Raw genomic sequence first — 19,641 nt, forward strand, 5'->3', positions numbered from 1 at the left:
GGAGATTTTCCAATTTAAGATTAATTTAACCTTTATACCATAGGAAAAATTTTCTTTTATGACTAAATTTGAAAAACTTTAAAAAATAAATTATGTCAAAAATTACCCTGAAAGGAAACGAAGTAAATACTATAGGAAATCTTCCTGAAGTTGGTTTTACAATCAGAGATTTTGCTTTAGTAGATGCAGGTCTGAATGTAAAAACTCTTGAAAATTTTGAAGGAAAGAAAAAAGTATTCAATATTTTCCCAAGTATTGATACGCCTACTTGCGCATCTTCTGCAAGAAAGTTCAATGAGCAGGCTTCTGCATTAGACAATACGGTAGTTATTAATGTTTCTAGAGATTTGCCTTTTGCATTAGGAAGATTTTGTGCTGCCGAAGGTTTGAATAATGTAGAAACTTTGTCAGATTTCAGAAGCAGTTTCGGAGATGATTATGAAGTAACAATCACCGATTCTCCAATGAAAGGACTTCTAAGCCGTGCCGTGATCGTGACGGATGAAAATAATAAAGTAGTCTATACTGAGCAGGTTTCGGAAATTGCTGACGAACCAAATTATGATGCAGCTTTAGCATCATTAAAATAAAAACTTAAAATAGAAAGCCTTATGAATAGATTCGTAAGGCTTTAATTTCCATAATCAAAAATCTAGACAGTGAAACGCTCCGGAACCGCTACATTACCTCTTCACTACGGCAAAGTACCACCTTGGCTGTATGAGCGTATGTCGATTCTCGGGCTTTCAATTGTAGAAGTCATTCTTGCAGATTACGGAAAAAACGAAGTTCTCAAAAGGCTCGCAGATCCGTTTTGGTTTCAGAGTTTTGGTGCGGTGATGGGCATGGATTGGCATTCCTCAGGAATTACAACGTCTGTGATGGGCGCTTTGAAACGAAGCATCAATCCTCATTCTAAACAGCTTGGCATTTATATATGTGGTGGTAAAGGAAGGTTTTCAAAAGAAACACCCAACGAATTGTTGGTGATTGCAGACAAAACCGGACTCAATGGAAATGAGTTGATTAGAGCAAGTAAGCTTTCTGCAAAAGTTGATAACACAGCAATTCAAGATGGTTATCAGCTGTATCTTCATAATTTCATTTTGTCGGATGAAGGGAGCTGGTCGGTTGTTCAGCAGGGAATGAATGACTCCGACGGAACAGCAAGACGTTATCATTGGCATTCAGAAAATATGGAATCTTTTGTTGAAGAGCCTCATAAAGGAATTCAGGGAATCAATCGTGGAAATATTCTGAATCTCACAGCCAGTAAAGCTCAAGAAAACCGCAAAGGTATTCTGGAGATTTCGCACACCAACTCAGAGAAAATCATGCAGGATTTTGCAAATCTGATTCTGCCTGCTCATCACGATGTACGTGCTTCGGATGTAGATCTGAAAAAACTGGGAACACTTCTTTATATGACCAGAGAAAATCAGCCCGAAAATTTCGAAGAATTGCTGCTGTTGAAAGGCGTTGGTCCCAGAACTTTACAAAGTCTTGCTTTGGTAAGTGAAGTTATTCATGGTGCTCCTTCAAGGTTCAGAGATCCGGCGAGATTTTCTTTTGCACATGGCGGAAAGGATGGTCATCCGTTCCCGGTTCCTATTAATGTGTATGACGAAACAATTTCAATTTTACAAAAGGGAATTGAAAAATCAAAGTTGGGAAATTCAGATAAATTAAAGTCTGTCAATCATTTACATAAGATAATTTCTGATGCTGAGAAAAATTTCACTCCGGATTTTGATATTAATGATGTAATTGAAGAAGAAAGGCAAAACTCATGGCGTTTCGGAGGGAAAACCGTTTTTGGTGATGCTAAAAAACCTGCCGACACAAAATCTATTCAGCTTTCTCTGTTTTAGTTACGCCTTTGCTGAATTTATGTCTATTTTAAATTGAAAAACATCTATGTTTTTGGAGAATTTATAGTTTTTCGATAAAATTAAATCCGACGGTAAAATATTTCACGCTCTATTCCAATAAAAATTTTAATTTTAAGACTCAAAAAACTAATTGTGAGTAATAAAGCTTTAGAAATATGTTATGATTTCCCGTTTTTCTTAGAAGAAGAGCTTGAAGAGATTTTTCAGGCACATCAAAGAGTATGCTTTCAGAAAGGAGACTTTATTTTACAGGAAGGAAAAACAGCCAACGAGTATTATATTTTGGAGAAAGGTTTAGCTCGTTCTTTTGTAAATGATTTCAACGGAAATGATGTAACAATCAGCTTTTTTACAGAAAATGAAATTATTATTGAGGTCTCATCACTTTTTCAGAGGATTCCGACTCAGGAAAATATTGTCTGCATTACAGACTGTGAATGTTGGAAATTTAGTTTTGACAGTTTTCAGGAGCTTTTTCATAAAATTCCTAATCTCAGAGAATGGGGAAGAGCATGGATGTCGCAGCAGCTTTTCATCGGAAAACAGCGTTCCGTTGAAATATTTACGCGTTCAGCTACCCAACGTTATCTTAATCTTTTAGAGCAAAAACCTCATGTCATCCAGTTTGCACCTCTTAAGCAGATCGCCTCTTATCTTGGCATTACAGATACCTCATTAAGCAGGATCCGAAAAGAATTGGTTTCTCATCCCACAAAAAATTAAAACTTGTCTTATGGCAAGTTATTTTTTTGGATTAAACTCTAAATTTGAATTAATAAAATACAGTATATCATATAATTTTTATCAATTAAAATTTATATAACCATGAAAATAATTAAAACAATAGTATTCGCCATTTTCGCTTTGATGTTTATCAATGCTGGCTTAGATAAATTTTTACATTATATGCCTGTTCCGCCAATGCCGGAAGCGCTTCAGAAAGTGAATGAAGCAATAATGTCTCTCCATTGGCTTATTCCGTTAGTCGGTTTTATAGAACTGCTCAGCGGAATTCTGATTCTGATTCCTAAAACAAGAGCATTGGGTGCTGTTATGGTTTTTCCGGTAATGGTAGGGATTATTTGCCACAATGCGACTTTTATGCCTGAAGGATTGATGATTTCAGGAATTTTCTTTATCATTAATCTATGGATTCTTTTTGATAATAAAGAAAAAATTAAAATGCTGATCAATTAACTGTTAATTCTATGGATACACCACAATCAACAAAATTAGACATTATCATTCCTGCATTTCGTGGTCACAGCCAAAATTTTCTGATGGCTCTGGATCAAATTTCTGAGGGAGACGCTTTAAAAAGAATAGAAGGAAAAACCAATCACATCATTTGGATGGCTGGGAATTTTCTTGACATGCGCTATGCCATGGGAAATGTTTTAGGGCTTAATGAGGAGTTTGAATTTAAAGATTATTTCTTTCAGGGAAAAACTCTGGATGAAAATTTAGATTACCCAACCTTGAAACAGCTTAAGGAAAGTTTTCATAAGATTTCTCCTTTGGTATACAGGAAATTATTGGAAGTTTCGGATGAATATTTAGATAAAGCTTTTCCGATGGGAATGAATATTGATTTTTTTCCGGAAACTGTGCTGAATTTCGTTGGAATGTGCATTGGAAGAGAAGATTATTTGTGCGGACAAATAGGATTGATGCGCAAAATCTTAGGATATGAAGGCATGAAATATGATTTTGACGAAAATATGAAATATTAACATTTAAAATAATATCATGGCTAAATTAAACCCTTATTTAAATTTTGATGGAAAAGCAGAAGAAGCCTTCCGTTTTTACAAATCTGTTTTTGGAGGCGAGTTTGTGGGAGAAATTCATAAGATGGGAAATGCTCCGGGAACTGAAAATCTATCAGATGAAGAGAAAAACAGAGTAATGCACATTGCCCTTCCAATCGGGAATGATCTGTTGATGGGATCGGATATTATTCCGGGTTTCGGACAAACACTGAATATTGGAAACAATAATTATGTTTCGGTTTTCCCGGAATCCAGAGAAGAAGCAGAGTTGCTTTTTAAAGGACTTTCTGAAGGAGGAAATATAGAAATGCCTTTAGAAGATCAGTTTTGGGGAGATTATTTTGGAAGTTTTCAGGATAAATACGGAATTTATTGGATGATTAATTATAACGAAGAATACACAAAATAACCCTATATTTAAAACTAAATGATAAGAATTGTACAGAAATAAAAATCAATTTAAAATAATATTATGGAACCTATAAAAATAGATATTACCATTTTGGCTCCCGTGGAAAAAGTATGGAATTATTATAATGATCCGCAGCATATCACCCAATGGAATTTTGCTCATGAATCATGGGAATGTCCACACTCGGAAAACGATCTTCGGGTAGGTGGAAAGTTTAAAAACAGAATGGAAGCAAAAGATAAAAGTTTCGGATTTGATTTTGAAGGAACTTATGACGAAGTAAGTCCTTATCAGAGAATTAAATATCATCTGGACGATGGAAGAAAGGTTGATATTGTTTTTGATGAGCTTGATGCCAATACAACAAATATTGAAATAACTTTTGATCCCGAAAATCAAAATTCTCCGGAAATGCAGCGTGAAGGCTGGTATGCCATATTGGATAATTTTCACAAGCATGTAGAAAACAATTAGCATTTCTTACCACATGATCAATTTAGTAATCATGGCAAAAAGTTTACGTTTGTTTTCACAGGCGGAGCAAGAGCAATATGGTTTGTTTTTAGAAGGACTTATTGCGGCGCCGGCAAGGCGTGCATTGGCAAATGAGAAAATAGATTCATGGGAGAAACTTGCAAAATATTCAGAAAAAGAAATTATGCAGCTTCATGGATTTGGGAAGAATACGATGAAAAAACTCAAGATTTATATGCAGGAGAATCAAATTTCCTTTAATAACTAATACTGTTAGTTAATGTCGAAATACTATTTAAATAAACGATACTAAATTCAAACTAAGCAATATGAACAACAATATTTTCCCTTGTCTGTGGTATGATGGGGATGCAAAAGAGTCAGCAGACTTTTACTGTAAAGTATTTAACGGGAAAATTACTGCAGATACACCTATGGTAGTCAATATAGAAATCTTCGGTCAAAAGTTAATGTTGTTGAATGGAGGACCGCATTTTACAAAAAATGCGTCAGTTTCGTTCATGGTTATTTGCGAAACGGAAGATGAGGTACAGAAATACTGGGATCAGCTGACAGATGGGGGAATAACTTTGATGGAGCTTGGTGAATACCCCTGGAGTAAAAAGTATGGTTGGGTTCGCGATAAATTCGGTGTTACTTGGCAGGTTTATCTCACCGGAAACAATGATGTGGAACAGAAAATAATCCCAACCTTGATGTTTATTCATCAGAACAACGGTAAAGCGATGAAAGCGATGGCGTTTTACACGAATATTTTTCCTGATTCCAAAATTGGAAATATTCTGAGATACGGAGACGGAGTAGGAAACGAAACTCATGAAATTCCTGAAAATATACAGCATGCCCATTTTGAGATCAATGGATATTCATTCTTTTGTATGGATAATTCTTACGATCATCAGTTTGATTTTAATGAGGGAATTTCTATGGTTGTGATGACAGATAATCAGGAGCAGACAAATCATTACTGGAACAATTTAATAAGCGGCGGTGGGAGAGAAAGTATGTGCGGATGGCTGAAAGATCAGTTCGGATTCAGCTGGCAGATTGTTCCTAAAATATTGATAGAGTTAATGAACGCTTCAGATCAGGAAAAAGCACACAAAGTAGTAATGTCAATGATGAAAATGCAGAAAATTATCGTTCAGGATTTGGAAAACGCTTACAATTCTTAAATATTTGGCTGAAAGCTTGATTTTGGAGGTCGGAATTAACATTAAGTCTGAAAATAACTTCCAACATCCAGCTTCAATCATCCGACTTTTTTCTCTTCGGCTTGCTGTTTGATAGCATTCATGAAAAGATTTGCTTATGAAAACACAGAACAAGTCAGACGCTAAGTCAGAAGTTCCGCAGGAAGGTCTGTTTCCTGAAATTATTCGAGAAAATTACAGAGGAAGCGATAAATTACTCAACAAAAAAGCCCTGATTTCCGGTGGAGACAGCGGAATCGGACAGGCGGTTGCAGTACATTTTGCAAGAGAAGGAGCTGATGTTGCCATTATCTATAAAGAAAGCGATGACGATGCTAAAGAAACCCAGAAACTGGTAGAAAAAGAAGGTAAAAAATGTCTCTTGCTTAAAGGAGATATTTCCAAAAAAGCTTTTAGGAATAAGTGTCTGGATAAAATTAAAAATGAATGGGAAACATTGGATATTCTCGTCAATAATGCTGCAATTCAGTTTCCGAAAAGTGATGTTGATCAAATTACTGATGAGCAGATTAAAGAAACTTTTGATGTCAATATACTTTCAATGATTTCTTTTACCCGCGATTCTTTAGCATTGATGAAAAAAGGCGGAAGAATTATCTGTACAACTTCTGTTACAGCGTATAGGGGAAGCGATCATTTAATTGATTATTCTTCTACCAAAGGTGCAATTGCAACTTTCGTACGTTCTTTAGCAACAAGCATTGCAGAAAAAGGAATTCTGGTGAATGGAATTGCTCCCGGACCAATCTGGACACCCCTTGTGAAAGAAACTTTTGATGATTTGTCAACTTTTGGAAAAGACAATCCGTTAAAAAGAGCAGGACAGCCTTCTGAAGTTGCTCCGGCTTATGTTTTTCTCGCTTCGGAAGATTCAAGTTTTATTACAGGAGAAATTATTCATATCAATGGAGGAGATTTCGTAGGAGGATAAATTAGTTTGTAGTAACCAAATATTATTAAATGAAAAAATTACATTACGAAATAAAAATAAATGCCGAACCGGAAAAAGTGTGGACTACACTTTGGGAAGATATGCATTACAGGCAATGGAGTTCTGCTTTTTGTAAAGGATCATTTTATCAGGGAACTTTGGATGAAGGGTCAACCGTAAAGTTTTTTGACCCTGAAAATAATGGAATGTTTAGCAGAGTGATAAAAAATATTCCCAATCAGGAAATGGTTTTTCTTCATCAGGGTGAAATTCATGATGGGATTGAAATTCCTCAGGATTGGGAAAACGCTACGGAATCTTATATTCTGGAAGAAACTGAGAACGAAACAGTTTTGAAGGTTGAAGTAAATTCTTCCGAAGAATTTGAGAGTTTTTTTGAGGAAGCGTTTCCAAGAGCATTGCAAAATGTGAAAAACCTTGCAGAAAACCAGCTTTAATTTACAATATCTAAAACAAATAATTATGGAAACTCTATCGTACGAAATTATTATCAACGCTTCTAAAGAGAAAGTATGGGATGTTCTTTGGAGCGGAAATACCTATGCTGAATGGACTCAGTTTTTTGGCGCAGGTTCCCAAATGAGAACGGATTGGAAAGTAGGAGGAAAGACCTATTTTGTGAATGCTGAAGGTGAAGGAATGGTTTCTACCATTGATAGTCTCGAAAAACCTGATCAGATTATTTTTAAGCATTTGGGAATGGTTGATAAAGAAGGAAATGAAGATACTCAAAGCAAAGAAATTATGGAATGGAGCGGATGTTTTGAAAAATATATCCTGATTGATTATGAAGGAAAAACAAAACTTCATGCCGAGGTACAGACGCATAAACAATGGGAAGATCACATGAATTCGGGATTTACACAAGGTTTAGAAGTCGTAAAAAGACTTGCAGAGTCAAACTAATATGGCTTGAATATTTTATATAAAGAGGTTTTCCCGAAAAGCCTCTTTTTTTATTTATCTTTAAAAAATATTGTCGTATAGATGATGATTATCAAAATTATAAAATCATGAAATTGTTACTCATTCTTTTCATCACCTTTATTGCCGCACTTTTAGGAACCAAAATTTTTCAGGATAACTGGGATTTTCTCTTTTCAGGAAACCTGGGCATGGCAGTTTTCATCATTTTCACAGGATTATCTCACTTTAAATTTCAAAAAGGAATGGCAATGATGATACCTGATTTTATTTCGGCAAAGATGTTTTGGGTTTATTTTACAGGAATTCTGGAAATAGCAGCGGGAATAGGATTAATGATCCCTTCTTTAAGAATGATGACGGCAATATTTTTGATTATTTTTTTGATATTGGTATTTGTTGCAAATATTAATTCTTCTCAAAAAAACATCAATATTTTCAAAGCAGATTTTTCAGGACCTGGTATGAATTATTTATACAGAGAACGCATCCCTATGCAGATTATCCTTATTTTGTGGACTTGGTTTTTTGGAATTTATCTGTAATTAATGATAATAATCATAAATAGCCTTGCCCGATTTTAATAAGGTTGAAATCGGTTTTTTTCAATTTTCAACTCTCGCAGAAATTCTTTATTTTTGCATATCTAAAAAAGTAAAAGTAAAGAATGAATTCCTACAAAAATCCATTGGAAGAACGCTACTCCAGTGAAGAAATGTTATTTAACTTCTCACATAACAACAAATTCCAAAATTGGAGAAAGCTTTGGATTGCTCTTGCTGAAATCGAAAAAGACCTTGGTCTTGACATTACAGATGAGCAAATCGCCGAATTGAAAGCCAATGCAGAAAATATCGATTACGAAAAAGCGGCAGAATATGAGAAGAAATTCCGTCATGATGTAATGGCTCATGTTCACGCTTATGGTGACGTAGCACCTTCTGCAAAAGGAATTATTCACTTGGGAGCAACTTCCGCATTTGTAGGAGATAATACCGATTTAATTCAGATCCGTGACGGACTTTTAATCTTAAAGAAAAAGTTGGTGAACGTAATGAAAAATCTTTCAGATTTTGCCATTCAATATAAAGATTTACCAACTTTAGGATTTACACACTTTCAGCCGGCTCAGTTAACGACTGTCGGAAAAAGAGCAACACTTTGGTTGCAGAGTTTGGTTCTTGATATAGAGGAACTTGATTTCTTTTTAGAAACTCTGCGTTTCAGAGGTGTGAAGGGAACAACGGGAACAGCAGCAAGCTTCTTGGAGCTTTTTAACGGAGATTATTCTAAAGTTAAACATTTAGATAAAGAGTTGTCTAAAAGATTTGGTTTCGAGAAAGTTTTCGGAGTTTCCGGACAGACTTACGACAGAAAAATTGATGCAAAAGTTGTGGCTTTATTGGGAAATATCGCTCAGTCGGCTCATAAATTCACCAACGATTTACGTCTTCTTCAAAATCTGAAAGAAATTGAAGAACCTTTCGAGAAAAACCAGATCGGTTCATCGGCAATGGCTTACAAGCGTAATCCGATGAGAAGCGAAAGAATCGGAGCATTGGCAAAATATGTAATGTCTTTAACGACAAGTTCTGCAATGGTCGCTTCAACTCAGTGGTTCGAAAGAACTTTAGATGATTCTGCAAATAAGAGATTGACGATTCCTCAGGCATTTTTAGCGGTTGATGCGATTCTATTAATCTGGAACAACGTCATGAACGGAATTGTGGTGTATCCAAACAGAATCAACAAACATATTATGGAAGAATTGCCGTTTATGGCGACAGAATACATCATTATGGAAGAAGTGAAAGCCGGTGGTGACCGTCAGGAAATCCATGAAGTAATCAGGGTTCATTCTATGGAAGCGTCCAAAAAAGTAAAAGAAGAAGGGAAAGAAAATGACCTTATTGAAAGAATCTTAAATGATGATTCTTTAAAATTAGATAAATCAAAATTAAAAGAAGTGCTTGATCCTAAAAACTTCATCGGTTTTGCACCCATTCAGACGGAAGAATTCATTGCCAATGAAGTTCAGCCGATTATTGATGCCAACAAAGATTTGATAGGATTGGAAGCTGATCTTAAAGTATAATTTAATATGCAGTCTTTTTGGCTGCATATTTTATTTAATTTTTGACTTACGATTTAATTTATTCCGTAGGAATAAAATCTGTGTAGAAAGTTAGTTGCTGTGAGGGCGGCATTCCGTAGGAATGCTATCTTTGTAAAGATGATGAAAATAAAATTTTATGCCCAACACCTATACACAAATTTACATTCAGGTTGTTTTTGCTACAAAAGGACGTGTTATTAAAATTAAATCAGAGGTACGAGATGAAATTGAGAAATATATTTGTGGAATATTTCACAATAAGAAACAAAAGGTATTAGCAATTTATGCAAATCCTGATCATTTACATATCTTTTTCAGTTATAAAAATTTGCAGATTACAATTCCTGAATTGATAAAAACGGTTAAGATTGAGTCGACAAATTTTATAAATGAGAAAAAACTTTGTTTAGGCAAATTTTCCTGGCAGGAAGGTTACGGTGCTTTTTCTTATGCAAAGAGTCAGAAGGAAAAAGTTATCAATTATGTTATGAATCAGGAAAAGCATCATTTAAAAAAGAGTTTTAAAGAAGAATATCTTGAAATGTTGAATGCTTTTGAAATTGAATTTAAGAACGAATATTTGTTTGAATTCTATGATGCTGGAGAATGATTTGTAAGATGAAAAGAAAAAAATAGCAGTCCTACGGACTGCCTCATCCTTACAAACGGGATTTCTACACAGATATGATTCCTACCGGAATCAGCTTGCGGCAATCGTAGTAAAAGAAACATTCCGTAGGAAGGTTATGTGTGTAGCAAGAAATGAATAGGATCAGATTTGCAGTCCGTAGGACTGTTATCTGTGTAGCAAACAATAAGTATCAATGAATTTGCAGTCCGTAGGACTGCTATTTAATCAATGGTTTAATGATTTTAAATCAATGTCAATTAAATTTGACAAAAAAATAATTAAAATAAATCTAATAAATATCTGACATCTAATGTCTCAAAACAAAAGAATTTTCGTAGAAAAAAGAGGAATTTTCGATGTAGAAAGTCCAAAAATTTTTGATGAAGTAAAAGCGGTTATTCCGTCCATCCAAAAAGTAAAAGTATACAACGTGTACGATATTTTCGGATTAAATGACGGTGAATTCGAAAAGGTAGTCAACAGCACTTTCGTAGATCCGGTTACTGATATTTTAATCGAAGAAAATCCTGCACAGGGAATTTATTTCGCATTGGAATTTTTGCCGGGACAGTACGATCAGCGTGCAGATTCCGCGCAACAGTGCATCGCTTTATTGACTGGAAATGAGAAATCTAAAGTAAGAAGCGGAAAACTGATCGAGTTCGAAGGAGTTTCCGAATCTGATTTAGCAAAAATCAAAGACCTTTTAATCAATAAAGTGGAATCTCAGGAAAAAGATTTAACCATTTTAGATATTCCTGCGGAAGAAACGCCGTCAAAAGTGATTGTTCACGAAGGTTTTATCAGTTTTGATGATGCTCAGTTAGAGGAATTTTTTAACAATCACGGTTTTGCATTAGGTTTAGACGATTTGAAATTCATTCAGGAATATTTTAAATCTGAACAAAGAAATCCAACAGAAACTGAACTTAAAGTTTTAGACACCTACTGGAGCGACCATTGTCGTCACACAACATTTGAAACAGAGTTGTCAAATATTGAATTTGAGGGACAGTTTAAACATACATTAGAGACCATTTTCAATGATTATATTGAGAAAAGAAAATTCTTAGGACGTGAATTGAAACCTATTTCCTTAATGGATCTGGCGACCGTTTGCGGAAGATATTTCCATAAAACAGGTCAGTTGGAGAACTTGGTGGTTTCTGACGAGATCAACGCCTGTACAATCCAGATTGAAGCGGAATACGACGGTAAAAAAGAACCTTGGTATTTATTATTCAAAAATGAAACACACAATCACCCGACAGAAATTGAACCTTTTGGGGGTGCTTCAACTTGCTTAGGGGGTGCAATCAGAGATCCTTTGTCCGGACGTTCTTTCGTTTTCCAAGCGATGAGATTAACCGGTGCTGCAGATGTCTTGGAACCGGTTGACAAAACTTTGCCGGGTAAATTGCCTCAAAAAACAATCACAAAACAGGCTGCAAATGGCTATTCTTCTTACGGTAACCAAATCGGTTTGGCGACTACAATGGTTTCTGAAATTTATGATGAAGGCTACAAAGCGAAAAGAATGGAAGTTGGTTTCGTTGCCGGAGCCGTTCCTGTAGACTGGGTAAGACGTGAAAAACCTGCAAATGGTGATTCCATCATTATTTTAGGAGGAGCGACTGGTCGTGACGGTGTTGGTGGAGCAAGCGGAAGTTCGAAAGAACAGGACGAAACTTCGATTCACACGATGAGTTCTGAAGTTCAGAAAGGAAATGCCGTTGAAGAGCGTAAAATCCAGAGATTATTCAGAAATCCTGAAGTGACGAGATTGATTAAAAAGTCTAATGACTTCGGAGCGGGAGGTGTTTCTGTAGCTATCGGTGAAATTGCTGATTCTTTGGAAGTTAATTTGGATGTTTTACCTTTAAAATATGAAGGTTTGAACGGAACCGAGCTTGCTATTTCTGAATCTCAGGAAAGAATGGCAGTTGTGGTTGAACCAAAAGATAAAGAACAGTTCATCAAGTTCTGTGAAGCTGAAAATATTGTGGCTGTTGAGGTTGCAAAAGTGACAGATTCCGGAAGGATGCAGATGTTCTGGAAAGGTGATAAAATTGTTGATCTTTCGAGAGCGTTTTTAGATACGAACGGTTGTTCAAAAAGTCAGGAAGTTAAGATTACTCACTTGAATGAAGTAAAAGAAGAAACTCTTGCATTCAATGAAGAGAATTTTTTAAAAGTATTAAGCGATAAAAATGTTGCTTCTCAAAAAGGATTGCTGGAAATGTTCGATTCATCAATCGGTGCAACTACAGTTGCGATGCCTTTAGGTGGAAAATATCAGCAGACTTTGATGGAAGGAAGTGTTCAGACATTGCCGATTATCGGAGCAAAAGACATCGAAACCGTTTCTTTAGCGAGTTGGGGATTTGATGCCGAAATTTCTAAGCAGAATTCTTTACTGGGAGCTTCTTATGCCGTGGTTGAAAGTGTGGCGAAAATCGTTGCGATGGGTGGTGATTATAAAAATATAAGATTCAGTTTTCAGGAATATTTTGAAAAGTTAGGTCAGAATCCTGAAAAGTGGGGGAAACCTTTAGCGTCTCTTTTGGGTGCTTATGATGCTCAGATTAATTTTGGTTTAGCGGCAATTGGAGGTAAAGATTCAATGAGTGGAACGTACCAGGATTTGAATGTTCCGCCAACCTTGATTTCATTTGCTTGTGCCAATGGAGAAAAGAAAAATATCATCTCTCCGGAATTTAAACAGGCAGGTAATAAACTGTATTTCTTCAATCATATTCCGCAGGAAAACGGACTGCCAAACTATAATAAACTGAAAGCAGTTTACGAGTTAATTTTCGAAAATATCAAAGCTGGAAAAATCGTTTCTGTGAAAACTGTAAAAGATGGTGGAGTTGCAGTTGCTTTGGCAAAGATGAGTTTTGGAAACAGATTGGGAGCTGACATAAATATTGCTGATGAAAACATTTTACTAGCTAAAAATATTGGTAGTTTAATTATAGAATCGACTGAAGAATTAAGTTCTTTTGAACTTCAATTAATTGGTGAAGTTAAAAATTCAAATATCCTAAAAATCAGTAATTTTAGTTTTGAAATCGAAAAATTACTTGAAGCAAATGTAGTTACTTTTGAAAACCTATTTCCAACCGTTGAAAAAGAAAAAATTACGGTTAAAATTGATGAGAAATTAAACTCGATCAATCCAAGAAATATCATTATCAAGAAACACGGATTGGCGAAGCCGAGAGTTTTCGCACCTGTGTTTCCGGGAACAAACTGTGAGTATGATACATTGAATGCCTTTGCAAAAGAAGGGGCAATTGTCAACAGTTTACCATTGAAAAATATCAATCATCAGCTGCTTGATGAAAGTATTGATGCATGGATTAAAAAAATTAAACAGTCACAAATCTTAGCATTCTCCGGAGGGTTTTCTGCGGGTGACGAACCGGACGGTTCTGCGAAGTTTATCGTGAATGTTTTGAAGAATGAAAAGATGAGAAATGCCGTTCACGAATTGCTTGACAGGGACGGAATGATTGTCGGAATCTGCAACGGTTTTCAGGCATTGGTGAAATCAGGATTGCTGCCTTATGGAAGAATTAAGGATTTGGATGAAAATTCTCCGACTTTAGCTCACAATGCTATCAGAAGACATATTTCTCAGATGGTGAATGTGAAAGTATTGAATGACGAATCGCCTTGGCTGAAAGGAATGAAAGATCAGGTATATACAATTCCTATTTCTCACGGTGAAGGGCGTTTTATAGCTTCGGAAGCGGAAATTCAGAAGTTGTATGAGAACGGACAGATTGCCACGCAATATTTGGATTTAGAAGGAAATATTGCTCACGGAATGCCGTTTAATCCAAATAATTCCTTATTCGGGATTGAAGGAATAACATCTCCTTGCGGAAAGATATTTGGCAGAATGGGTCATCCAGAACGTTTTGCAGAGGGACTGATGAAAAACATTCCAACTGTGAATTATCACAATATCTTTAAAAATGGGGTGGAGTATTTTCAGTAAGAACTAGCCTTAAAATTATAGTTTTTATCCTAACGGGTTCAAAAATCCGTTAGGATTTAAAACAGATTCGCAAAGACATATTTCCAATAAACTATCATTCCAACAGCTACAGAAAGTACTGCTGTCAAAATAACTGCTCCTGCTGAAATATCTTTGATAAAACCAATTCTTTTATCAAATTCCGGCTGAATAAAATCGCAGATTTTTTCTATGGCTGTATTGAATATTTCTGCCGCCAAAACGGCAAAAGAAACAATGAGAATGAAAATTGCATCAGTTTTGGATAATTGAAGGTAAATAATGAGAAAAATATTAGCAGCAAATGCCAACAGTTCAAGCTGAAAATTTCTCTCGGATCTGATCATTAAAAAAAGACCACGAAAAGCATTCAGAAAACTTTTATGAAGAGGCGGTTTGCGCATTTTTGTTATAAAATAAGTCTTTTTAAAGGGTTTTTAGATATCATTCTTCTATCTTGCAATATTCTGCATCAAAGATAAACTTATTTTGATGTTTGTTAATAACTCGTTATATTATTTTTCTTTATCTGTTTTCTATTTGTTATATTTGTAAAAACTTATTTTAAATCTATGAAATTTATTGTTTCAAGTGGTGAACTGCAGAAGGCTTTACAAACTGTAAGTGGTGTAATATCAAGTTCTCAGTCGAGACCGATTTTAGAGAATTACCTTTTTGAACTTAACGAAAACAACCTTACCATTACTGCATCTGATGGCGAAACAACCTTAATTACTTCTTTAGAAGTAAAGTCTGATGATTCGGGTAAATTTGCTGTTCCTGCGAAAATTTTTCAGGATTTTATAAAAACTTATGGCGAACAGCCTCTTACTTTGGCGGTAAAAGACAACGCTGAAGGAACTGGAAGCCAGCTTGAAATTTTAGACGAAAAAGATAACTTTGCTGTTGCTCTGGATAACGCAGATGATTATCCTGATATTCCTGAATTTGACGCTTCACAAAGTGTTACGATGGCTGCAGGAATTTTGTCTGAAGCTTTAACCAATACTCTTTTTGCAACCAGTAACGATTCTCTTCGTCCTGTGATGACTGGAGTTTTGTTTCAGTTTGGTGAAAATGAGACCAATTTTGTGTCTACAGATTCCCACAGATTGGTGGTGTATAAAAGAACGGATCTGATGAATGCCGAACCAATGGAATTTATCATGCCTAAAAAACCATTGAATATTTTTAAAAATATATTGGCTTCTTCCAACGAAGATGTGACGATAGATTTTAACGAAAATATGGCTAAGTTTACTTTTGGTCAGCACATCTGGATTTGCCGTCTTATTGATGGAAAATACCCGAATTATACTGCGGTAATCCCGAAAGAAAATCCTAATGTATTAACAATTAACAGAAACCTTTTATTGAGTGCGATCAGAAGGGCTTCTATCATGTCTAATAAATCTACCAATCAGGTGAGATTTAAGCTTTCAGGAAATATTCTTCACCTTCATGCAGAAGATACGGAATACGCAAACAAAGCAGATATGCAGATTCCTTGCGATTATAACGGTGAAGATATCAATATTGGTTTCAGTTCTAAGTTTCTGACAGAAATGTTGGGGATTTTAGGAGCAGACGATATTACGATGAAAATGTCTCAACCAAACAGACCTGGAATTATTGAGCCGCTTGACGGGCTTGAAGAAAACGAAAATATCTTAATGCTTTCAATGCCTGTAATCGGATTGTAAGATTAATAAAACAATATAATAAAAAAAGGATTTCAAATTTGGAATCCTTTTTTTATTTTAATGATTGTTTGTCATATCTAAAGCTTAATTTTAGTATGATTATTACAAAACAAAAATCCGTTTCAATAAATTTGAAGCGGATTTCATTATATTTTATTAAAGTTTATTTCGTTAAATCAAGTCCTCCGAAATTTCCGGAACTCATCATCATATAAACTCCCTGCGTTTTGTCTAAAGTGTTCCAGTACTGATGTAATTCTTCCGCATTGGTAAATACGGTGAGATTTTCATTTTTAAATTTCTCTTTGATCAAATCGGGAGAAATAGGTTCCATTCGCTTAATTTTAAGCGCATCTTCAGAATAGAATACGATAGCATGTTCTAATCCGTCCATAGCATGGTCATACTGCTCAAGAAAAACAGGATTGAGGCTTGAATAGGTGTGAAGTTCAAGGAAGCCATATTTTTGCTCATCTTTAAATTGTTCACAAAAAGCTTTCACTGCAGCTTTTACTTTACTTGGAGCGTGCGCAAAATCTTTATATAAAATGCCTTTATCGTCTCTTTCTACTTTTTCCAGACGTTTTGATGCTCCTTTAAAGCTCATAATTGCCTCATAAAATTCTTCGTCCATAATCCCTAAAGTCTGACAAATATGTCTCGCTCCCTCAAGATTCAGCAAATTATGGGCTCCGAAAACAGAAAGCGGAATGTCTCCCATTTCAGTTTTCAGTAAAACTTTTCCGTTGGCAATCTCATATTCCGGGGTCTTGTAGGGCATTTTTCTGAAATAATTTTCAGCATTTTCTACTACTTTCACAACCTCAGGATCTTCTTCGTTATAGACTAAAACACCACCCGGCGTAATACTGGCAACAAATTTTCTGAATTGTTCCACATAATCATCAAAAGTTTTAAAAACATTGATATGATCCCATGCAATCCCGCTCAGCAAAGCAATATTTGGCTGATATAATAGAAATTTGGAACGCAGATCAATAGGAGAAGACAGATATTCATCACCTTCCAGAACCATAAAATCATTATCCTCCGTCAATTTTACCATACAGTCAAAACCTTCAAGCTGTGCACCTACCATAAAGTCGACTTCTTTCTCATGAAAATTCAGAACGTGAAGAATCATAGAAGTAATGGTGGTTTTACCGTGTGATCCGGCAATTACAACTCTTGTTTTGGTTTTTGACTGTTCGTAAAGAAACTCAGGGTATGAATAAATTTTCAGACCTAATTCTTTTGCTCTTGCCAGTTCGGGATTATCCTGATGAGCATGCATCCCCAAAATAACAGCATTAATATCTGAAGTGATTTTTTCTGGAAACCAGCCCAATTCTTCGGGTAAGATTCCCTTTTTATCCAGTCTGGATTTTGAAGGTTCAAAAATAGCATCGTCTGAACCTGTTACATGATATCCTTTGTCTTTCAGAGCAATGGCAAGATTGTGCATGGCGCTTCCGCCAATAGCGATGAAATGAGTTCTCAAATTTGTGTTAATTTTTGATTTTTTTATTGATAATTTTCTGGAAAGCTGTTACAATATTTCTCCAGTTAGTTTCATAATTCGGCATTATTGCACTTCCGTCATTTTTGCTACCTTCATTTGCTCCTTTCTTTATATTGATAGACGTGGTGATATTATCATACATTTTTTTATGATCTTCCTGAATCTGTCTGAAATTATTTTTAGACAAAACTTCATTAAGATTTTTAATTTCTGAATCTGAAACTTTAAACGTCTTCTTTACCTTTTTTTCCTGTCCTTCAAAAGAATAAAAAGCTTTGTTGTTTTTAATCAAAAGATTTTCGTAGGTAGGAGCAAAGCCGCCGCTACGGGAGAAACTGATGTCGTAATCCGAGTAAATTTTCTGGTTATTACAGGAAACTGCGAATAATATTACTAAAATAATTCCTAAAATCTTTTTCATCGATCTTTAGTTTTGAGATTTATTCTGTTCAGATTTTTTAGCTTTAATCTCTTCATCATAAGTGTGAAGCACATTGAAGTCTTCCGTCTGCTCAATAGCAGTCATGATTTTGTGAAGGATTTCCTGTGCATTTTCGTTGTCATAATCAATGTCTAATGGTTTTTTAAATTCCATTGTTGGTTTTACACCGGTTACTTTTACACGGAGTCCTTTTTTATCGAATGCTCTTCTGAATCCGTTTATTTTAATCGGAATAACGATCGGTCTCTGGTTTTTGACTAGCTTTGCGGTTCCCTTTCTGCCTTGTGCAAAAGCAGCAGTGGTTCCCTGAGGAAAAGTGGCAACCCAGCCATTATCCAAAGCTTTCATGATATTGTCAATTTCATTAAGGTCAACCATTCTGTTGACATTTTTGCCTTCTGCTCTCCAGGTTCTTTTTACCGTTACTGCGCCTGCAATTTTAAAAATTTTAGGAAGAATGCCCTTATTCATGGTTTCTTCCGCTGCAACGTAATAAAAATCGACTCTGGGATTCAGCAGATAAATAGGATTTTTAATCGTATTGAGATATCCGTTGTTTACGGCACAAAATGCATGATACATTGCCGCCACATCTGCAAAGTAAGTCTGGTGGTTGGAAACAAAAAGCACATTGGAATCGGGAAGATCTACCAAATTTTCTGTACCTGTGATTTTAAGTTTGTTGAAACCATTAAATCTTCTGTAAGAAATAATTCCCAGAATAAAAATGATTAATCTTTTTAAAAAATAAGGTGTTCCGAATGAATCGGTGAAAATGTTTTTCTTCGCCATATTTCAATTAAACATAATATTTGCAAAGTTACATTTTTTTAATCAACTGGCTGAATTCACTTAGAATCATTGCTGTTGCTCCCCAAATGATGTATCCGTTGAAATTAATTACCGGAACCTCGTGTCCTCCTGCTCCCGGAAGTGCCATTATTTGAGGTGTATCAGAAAGATTCAGAAACGATGTTATAGGAAACTCAATAACTTCAACTGCTTCAGATTCCTGCAAAATAAATTCAGGATTTCTTTTGGTGTAAGAAATATAAGGATAAACGTAAAAATTACTCGGTGGAATATAGATAGGTGACAAATCGCGGATGATCTTCACATAAGGTTTTTCAATACCGATTTCTTCGGAAGTTTCTCTGATGGCAGTTTCAGCAAAATCCTGATCCATTTCTTCTCGTTTTCCTCCGGGAAGAGAAATTTGTCCGCTGTGTCTGTCATGCTGATTCACAGATCTTACAATTAGAGGAAAATGCCATTCATTATTTTTAAGGTATAAAACAATATTTACTGCTGCAAATTTTGGATTTTTTTCTAAAATCTGCTCATGACTGAACAATGGTCTGTAAGGCGGAGAGAAAATTCCGTGTGCATTCTGACCTTCAAGAGAAGCATTTTTTATTTTTTGTAATAAATCTTTTCCAAAACTTTCCATATTCAAATTTACTAATATATCCTGATAAATAGGGAAAAACTGTGGCTGACTAATTTAAAATTTTAGAAACTACCGGCCATAGTGTTTTC

The 19,641-nt window shown here is 35.3% G+C and carries 22 protein-coding genes; 17 read left to right on the top strand and 5 right to left on the bottom strand.

The genetic code is table 11. The features are described 5' to 3' along the window. The first annotated feature begins 92 nt into the window (after window positions 1-92). From tpx to FNE73_RS03920, 16 genes are all read left to right on the top strand, one after another. A complete protein-coding gene (tpx, locus tag FNE73_RS03845; protein WP_143883443.1) occupies window positions 93-590 on the top strand; it encodes a thiol peroxidase in 498 nt (165 codons plus the stop codon). 69 nt (window positions 591-659) lie between these two features. Further along, on the top strand, window positions 660-1,871 hold the full coding sequence (locus FNE73_RS03850) for a DUF763 domain-containing protein (protein WP_143883444.1): 1,212 nt from the start codon (window positions 660-662) through the stop codon (window positions 1,869-1,871). Window positions 1,872-2,024: 153 nt separating this feature from the next. Further along, window positions 2,025-2,615, top strand: a complete 591-nt coding sequence (locus FNE73_RS03855; RefSeq protein ID WP_143883445.1) for a Crp/Fnr family transcriptional regulator — start codon at window positions 2,025-2,027, stop codon at window positions 2,613-2,615. Between the two features lie 102 nt (window positions 2,616-2,717). Further along, window positions 2,718-3,089 carry a DoxX family membrane protein gene (locus FNE73_RS03860; RefSeq protein WP_143883446.1) on the top strand — a complete coding sequence of 124 codons (372 nt, stop codon included), beginning with the start codon at window positions 2,718-2,720 and terminating at the stop codon, window positions 3,087-3,089. Between the two features lie 11 nt (window positions 3,090-3,100). Then, window positions 3,101-3,625, top strand: a complete 525-nt coding sequence (locus FNE73_RS03865) for a DinB family protein (RefSeq protein ID WP_143883447.1) — start codon at window positions 3,101-3,103, stop codon at window positions 3,623-3,625. A gap of 16 nt (window positions 3,626-3,641) precedes the next feature. Next, window positions 3,642-4,073, top strand: coding sequence for a VOC family protein (locus FNE73_RS03870; RefSeq protein WP_143883448.1), 432 nt, complete (start codon window positions 3,642-3,644; stop codon window positions 4,071-4,073). A 63-nt stretch (window positions 4,074-4,136) separates the two neighbouring features. After that, window positions 4,137-4,550, top strand: a complete 414-nt coding sequence (locus tag FNE73_RS03875) for an SRPBCC family protein (protein ID WP_143883449.1) — start codon at window positions 4,137-4,139, stop codon at window positions 4,548-4,550. A gap of 31 nt (window positions 4,551-4,581) precedes the next feature. Continuing rightward, a complete protein-coding gene (locus FNE73_RS03880) occupies window positions 4,582-4,818 on the top strand; it encodes a helix-hairpin-helix domain-containing protein (RefSeq protein WP_228429862.1) in 237 nt (78 codons plus the stop codon). A gap of 61 nt (window positions 4,819-4,879) precedes the next feature. Further along, the gene (locus FNE73_RS03885; RefSeq protein WP_143883451.1) at window positions 4,880-5,746 is read left to right on the top strand and encodes a VOC family protein; all 867 of its coding nucleotides are present in this window, start codon (window positions 4,880-4,882) and stop codon (window positions 5,744-5,746) included. Between the two features lie 136 nt (window positions 5,747-5,882). Continuing rightward, window positions 5,883-6,716: an SDR family oxidoreductase gene (locus tag FNE73_RS03890; RefSeq protein WP_143883452.1), complete on the top strand. Its 834-nt coding sequence runs from the start codon at window positions 5,883-5,885 to the stop codon at window positions 6,714-6,716. Window positions 6,717-6,745: 29 nt separating this feature from the next. After that, window positions 6,746-7,174, top strand: coding sequence for an SRPBCC domain-containing protein (locus FNE73_RS03895; protein WP_143883453.1), 429 nt, complete (start codon window positions 6,746-6,748; stop codon window positions 7,172-7,174). A gap of 25 nt (window positions 7,175-7,199) precedes the next feature. Further along, window positions 7,200-7,643 (top strand): SRPBCC family protein, encoded by a 444-nt coding sequence (locus FNE73_RS03900; RefSeq protein ID WP_143883454.1) that lies wholly within the window; start codon window positions 7,200-7,202, stop codon window positions 7,641-7,643. 107 nt (window positions 7,644-7,750) lie between these two features. Next, window positions 7,751-8,206 carry a DoxX family protein gene (locus FNE73_RS03905; RefSeq protein WP_143883455.1) on the top strand — a complete coding sequence of 152 codons (456 nt, stop codon included), beginning with the start codon at window positions 7,751-7,753 and terminating at the stop codon, window positions 8,204-8,206. Window positions 8,207-8,328: 122 nt separating this feature from the next. After that, window positions 8,329-9,756, top strand: a complete 1,428-nt coding sequence (gene purB / locus FNE73_RS03910) for an adenylosuccinate lyase (protein ID WP_143883456.1) — start codon at window positions 8,329-8,331, stop codon at window positions 9,754-9,756. 157 nt (window positions 9,757-9,913) lie between these two features. Next, window positions 9,914-10,387, top strand: a complete 474-nt coding sequence (locus FNE73_RS03915; RefSeq protein ID WP_143883457.1) for a transposase — start codon at window positions 9,914-9,916, stop codon at window positions 10,385-10,387. 331 nt (window positions 10,388-10,718) lie between these two features. Beyond that, window positions 10,719-14,417: a phosphoribosylformylglycinamidine synthase gene (locus FNE73_RS03920; protein ID WP_143883458.1), complete on the top strand. Its 3,699-nt coding sequence runs from the start codon at window positions 10,719-10,721 to the stop codon at window positions 14,415-14,417. Window positions 14,418-14,473: 56 nt separating this feature from the next. Here the strand turns inward: FNE73_RS03920 and FNE73_RS03925 are convergent, their stop codons facing one another. After that, window positions 14,474-14,839 (bottom strand): diacylglycerol kinase family protein, encoded by a 366-nt coding sequence (locus FNE73_RS03925; protein WP_143883459.1) that lies wholly within the window; start codon window positions 14,837-14,839, stop codon window positions 14,474-14,476. A gap of 168 nt (window positions 14,840-15,007) precedes the next feature. Here FNE73_RS03925 and dnaN point away from each other — a divergent pair, with 168 nt between their 5' ends. Continuing rightward, window positions 15,008-16,138 carry a DNA polymerase III subunit beta gene (dnaN, locus tag FNE73_RS03930; protein ID WP_143883460.1) on the top strand — a complete coding sequence of 377 codons (1,131 nt, stop codon included), beginning with the start codon at window positions 15,008-15,010 and terminating at the stop codon, window positions 16,136-16,138. Between the two features lie 163 nt (window positions 16,139-16,301). Here dnaN and FNE73_RS03935 read toward each other — a convergent pair whose 3' ends face one another. The 4 genes from FNE73_RS03935 to FNE73_RS03950 are packed head-to-tail and all read right to left on the bottom strand — an operon-like array spanning window position 16,302 to window position 19,552. Then, window positions 16,302-17,639, bottom strand: coding sequence for a UDP-N-acetylmuramate--L-alanine ligase (locus FNE73_RS03935; RefSeq protein WP_143883461.1), 1,338 nt, complete (start codon window positions 17,637-17,639; stop codon window positions 16,302-16,304). Window positions 17,640-17,646: 7 nt separating this feature from the next. Continuing rightward, window positions 17,647-18,081: a hypothetical protein gene (locus FNE73_RS03940; RefSeq protein ID WP_143883462.1), complete on the bottom strand. Its 435-nt coding sequence runs from the start codon at window positions 18,079-18,081 to the stop codon at window positions 17,647-17,649. 6 nt (window positions 18,082-18,087) lie between these two features. Then, window positions 18,088-18,894, bottom strand: coding sequence for a lysophospholipid acyltransferase family protein (locus FNE73_RS03945; RefSeq protein WP_143883463.1), 807 nt, complete (start codon window positions 18,892-18,894; stop codon window positions 18,088-18,090). Between the two features lie 28 nt (window positions 18,895-18,922). Then, window positions 18,923-19,552: an NUDIX hydrolase gene (locus tag FNE73_RS03950; protein WP_143883464.1), complete on the bottom strand. Its 630-nt coding sequence runs from the start codon at window positions 19,550-19,552 to the stop codon at window positions 18,923-18,925. Window positions 19,553-19,641 lie beyond the last annotated feature (89 nt).

The sequence above is a fragment of the Chryseobacterium binzhouense genome (genome assembly GCF_007474545.1).
Lineage (GTDB): Bacteria > Bacteroidota > Bacteroidia > Flavobacteriales > Weeksellaceae > Chryseobacterium > Chryseobacterium binzhouense.

Bases quoted from the DNA above. Each gene is read 5' to 3' on its own strand.
- tpx (WP_143883443.1), top strand. From the start codon at position 93: ATGTCAAAAATTACCCTGAAAGGAAACGAAGTAAATACTATAGGAAAT.
- FNE73_RS03860 (WP_143883446.1), top strand. From the start codon at position 2,718: ATGAAAATAATTAAAACAATAGTATTCGCCATTTTCGCTTTGATGTTT.
- FNE73_RS03865 (WP_143883447.1), top strand. From the start codon at position 3,101: ATGGATACACCACAATCAACAAAATTAGACATTATCATTCCTGCATTT.
- FNE73_RS03870 (WP_143883448.1), top strand. From the start codon at position 3,642: ATGGCTAAATTAAACCCTTATTTAAATTTTGATGGAAAAGCAGAAGAA.
- FNE73_RS03875 (WP_143883449.1), top strand. From the start codon at position 4,137: ATGGAACCTATAAAAATAGATATTACCATTTTGGCTCCCGTGGAAAAA.
- FNE73_RS03880 (WP_228429862.1), top strand. From the start codon at position 4,582: ATGGCAAAAAGTTTACGTTTGTTTTCACAGGCGGAGCAAGAGCAATAT.
- FNE73_RS03885 (WP_143883451.1), top strand. From the start codon at position 4,880: ATGAACAACAATATTTTCCCTTGTCTGTGGTATGATGGGGATGCAAAA.
- FNE73_RS03890 (WP_143883452.1), top strand. From the start codon at position 5,883: ATGAAAACACAGAACAAGTCAGACGCTAAGTCAGAAGTTCCGCAGGAA.
- FNE73_RS03895 (WP_143883453.1), top strand. From the start codon at position 6,746: ATGAAAAAATTACATTACGAAATAAAAATAAATGCCGAACCGGAAAAA.
- FNE73_RS03900 (WP_143883454.1), top strand. From the start codon at position 7,200: ATGGAAACTCTATCGTACGAAATTATTATCAACGCTTCTAAAGAGAAA.
- FNE73_RS03905 (WP_143883455.1), top strand. From the start codon at position 7,751: ATGAAATTGTTACTCATTCTTTTCATCACCTTTATTGCCGCACTTTTA.
- purB (WP_143883456.1), top strand. From the start codon at position 8,329: ATGAATTCCTACAAAAATCCATTGGAAGAACGCTACTCCAGTGAAGAA.
- FNE73_RS03915 (WP_143883457.1), top strand. From the start codon at position 9,914: ATGCCCAACACCTATACACAAATTTACATTCAGGTTGTTTTTGCTACA.
- FNE73_RS03920 (WP_143883458.1), top strand. From the start codon at position 10,719: ATGTCTCAAAACAAAAGAATTTTCGTAGAAAAAAGAGGAATTTTCGAT.
- FNE73_RS03925 (WP_143883459.1), bottom strand. From the start codon at position 14,839: ATGCGCAAACCGCCTCTTCATAAAAGTTTTCTGAATGCTTTTCGTGGT.
- dnaN (WP_143883460.1), top strand. From the start codon at position 15,008: ATGAAATTTATTGTTTCAAGTGGTGAACTGCAGAAGGCTTTACAAACT.
- FNE73_RS03940 (WP_143883462.1), bottom strand. From the start codon at position 18,081: ATGAAAAAGATTTTAGGAATTATTTTAGTAATATTATTCGCAGTTTCC.
- FNE73_RS03945 (WP_143883463.1), bottom strand. From the start codon at position 18,894: ATGGCGAAGAAAAACATTTTCACCGATTCATTCGGAACACCTTATTTT.
- FNE73_RS03950 (WP_143883464.1), bottom strand. From the start codon at position 19,552: ATGGAAAGTTTTGGAAAAGATTTATTACAAAAAATAAAAAATGCTTCT.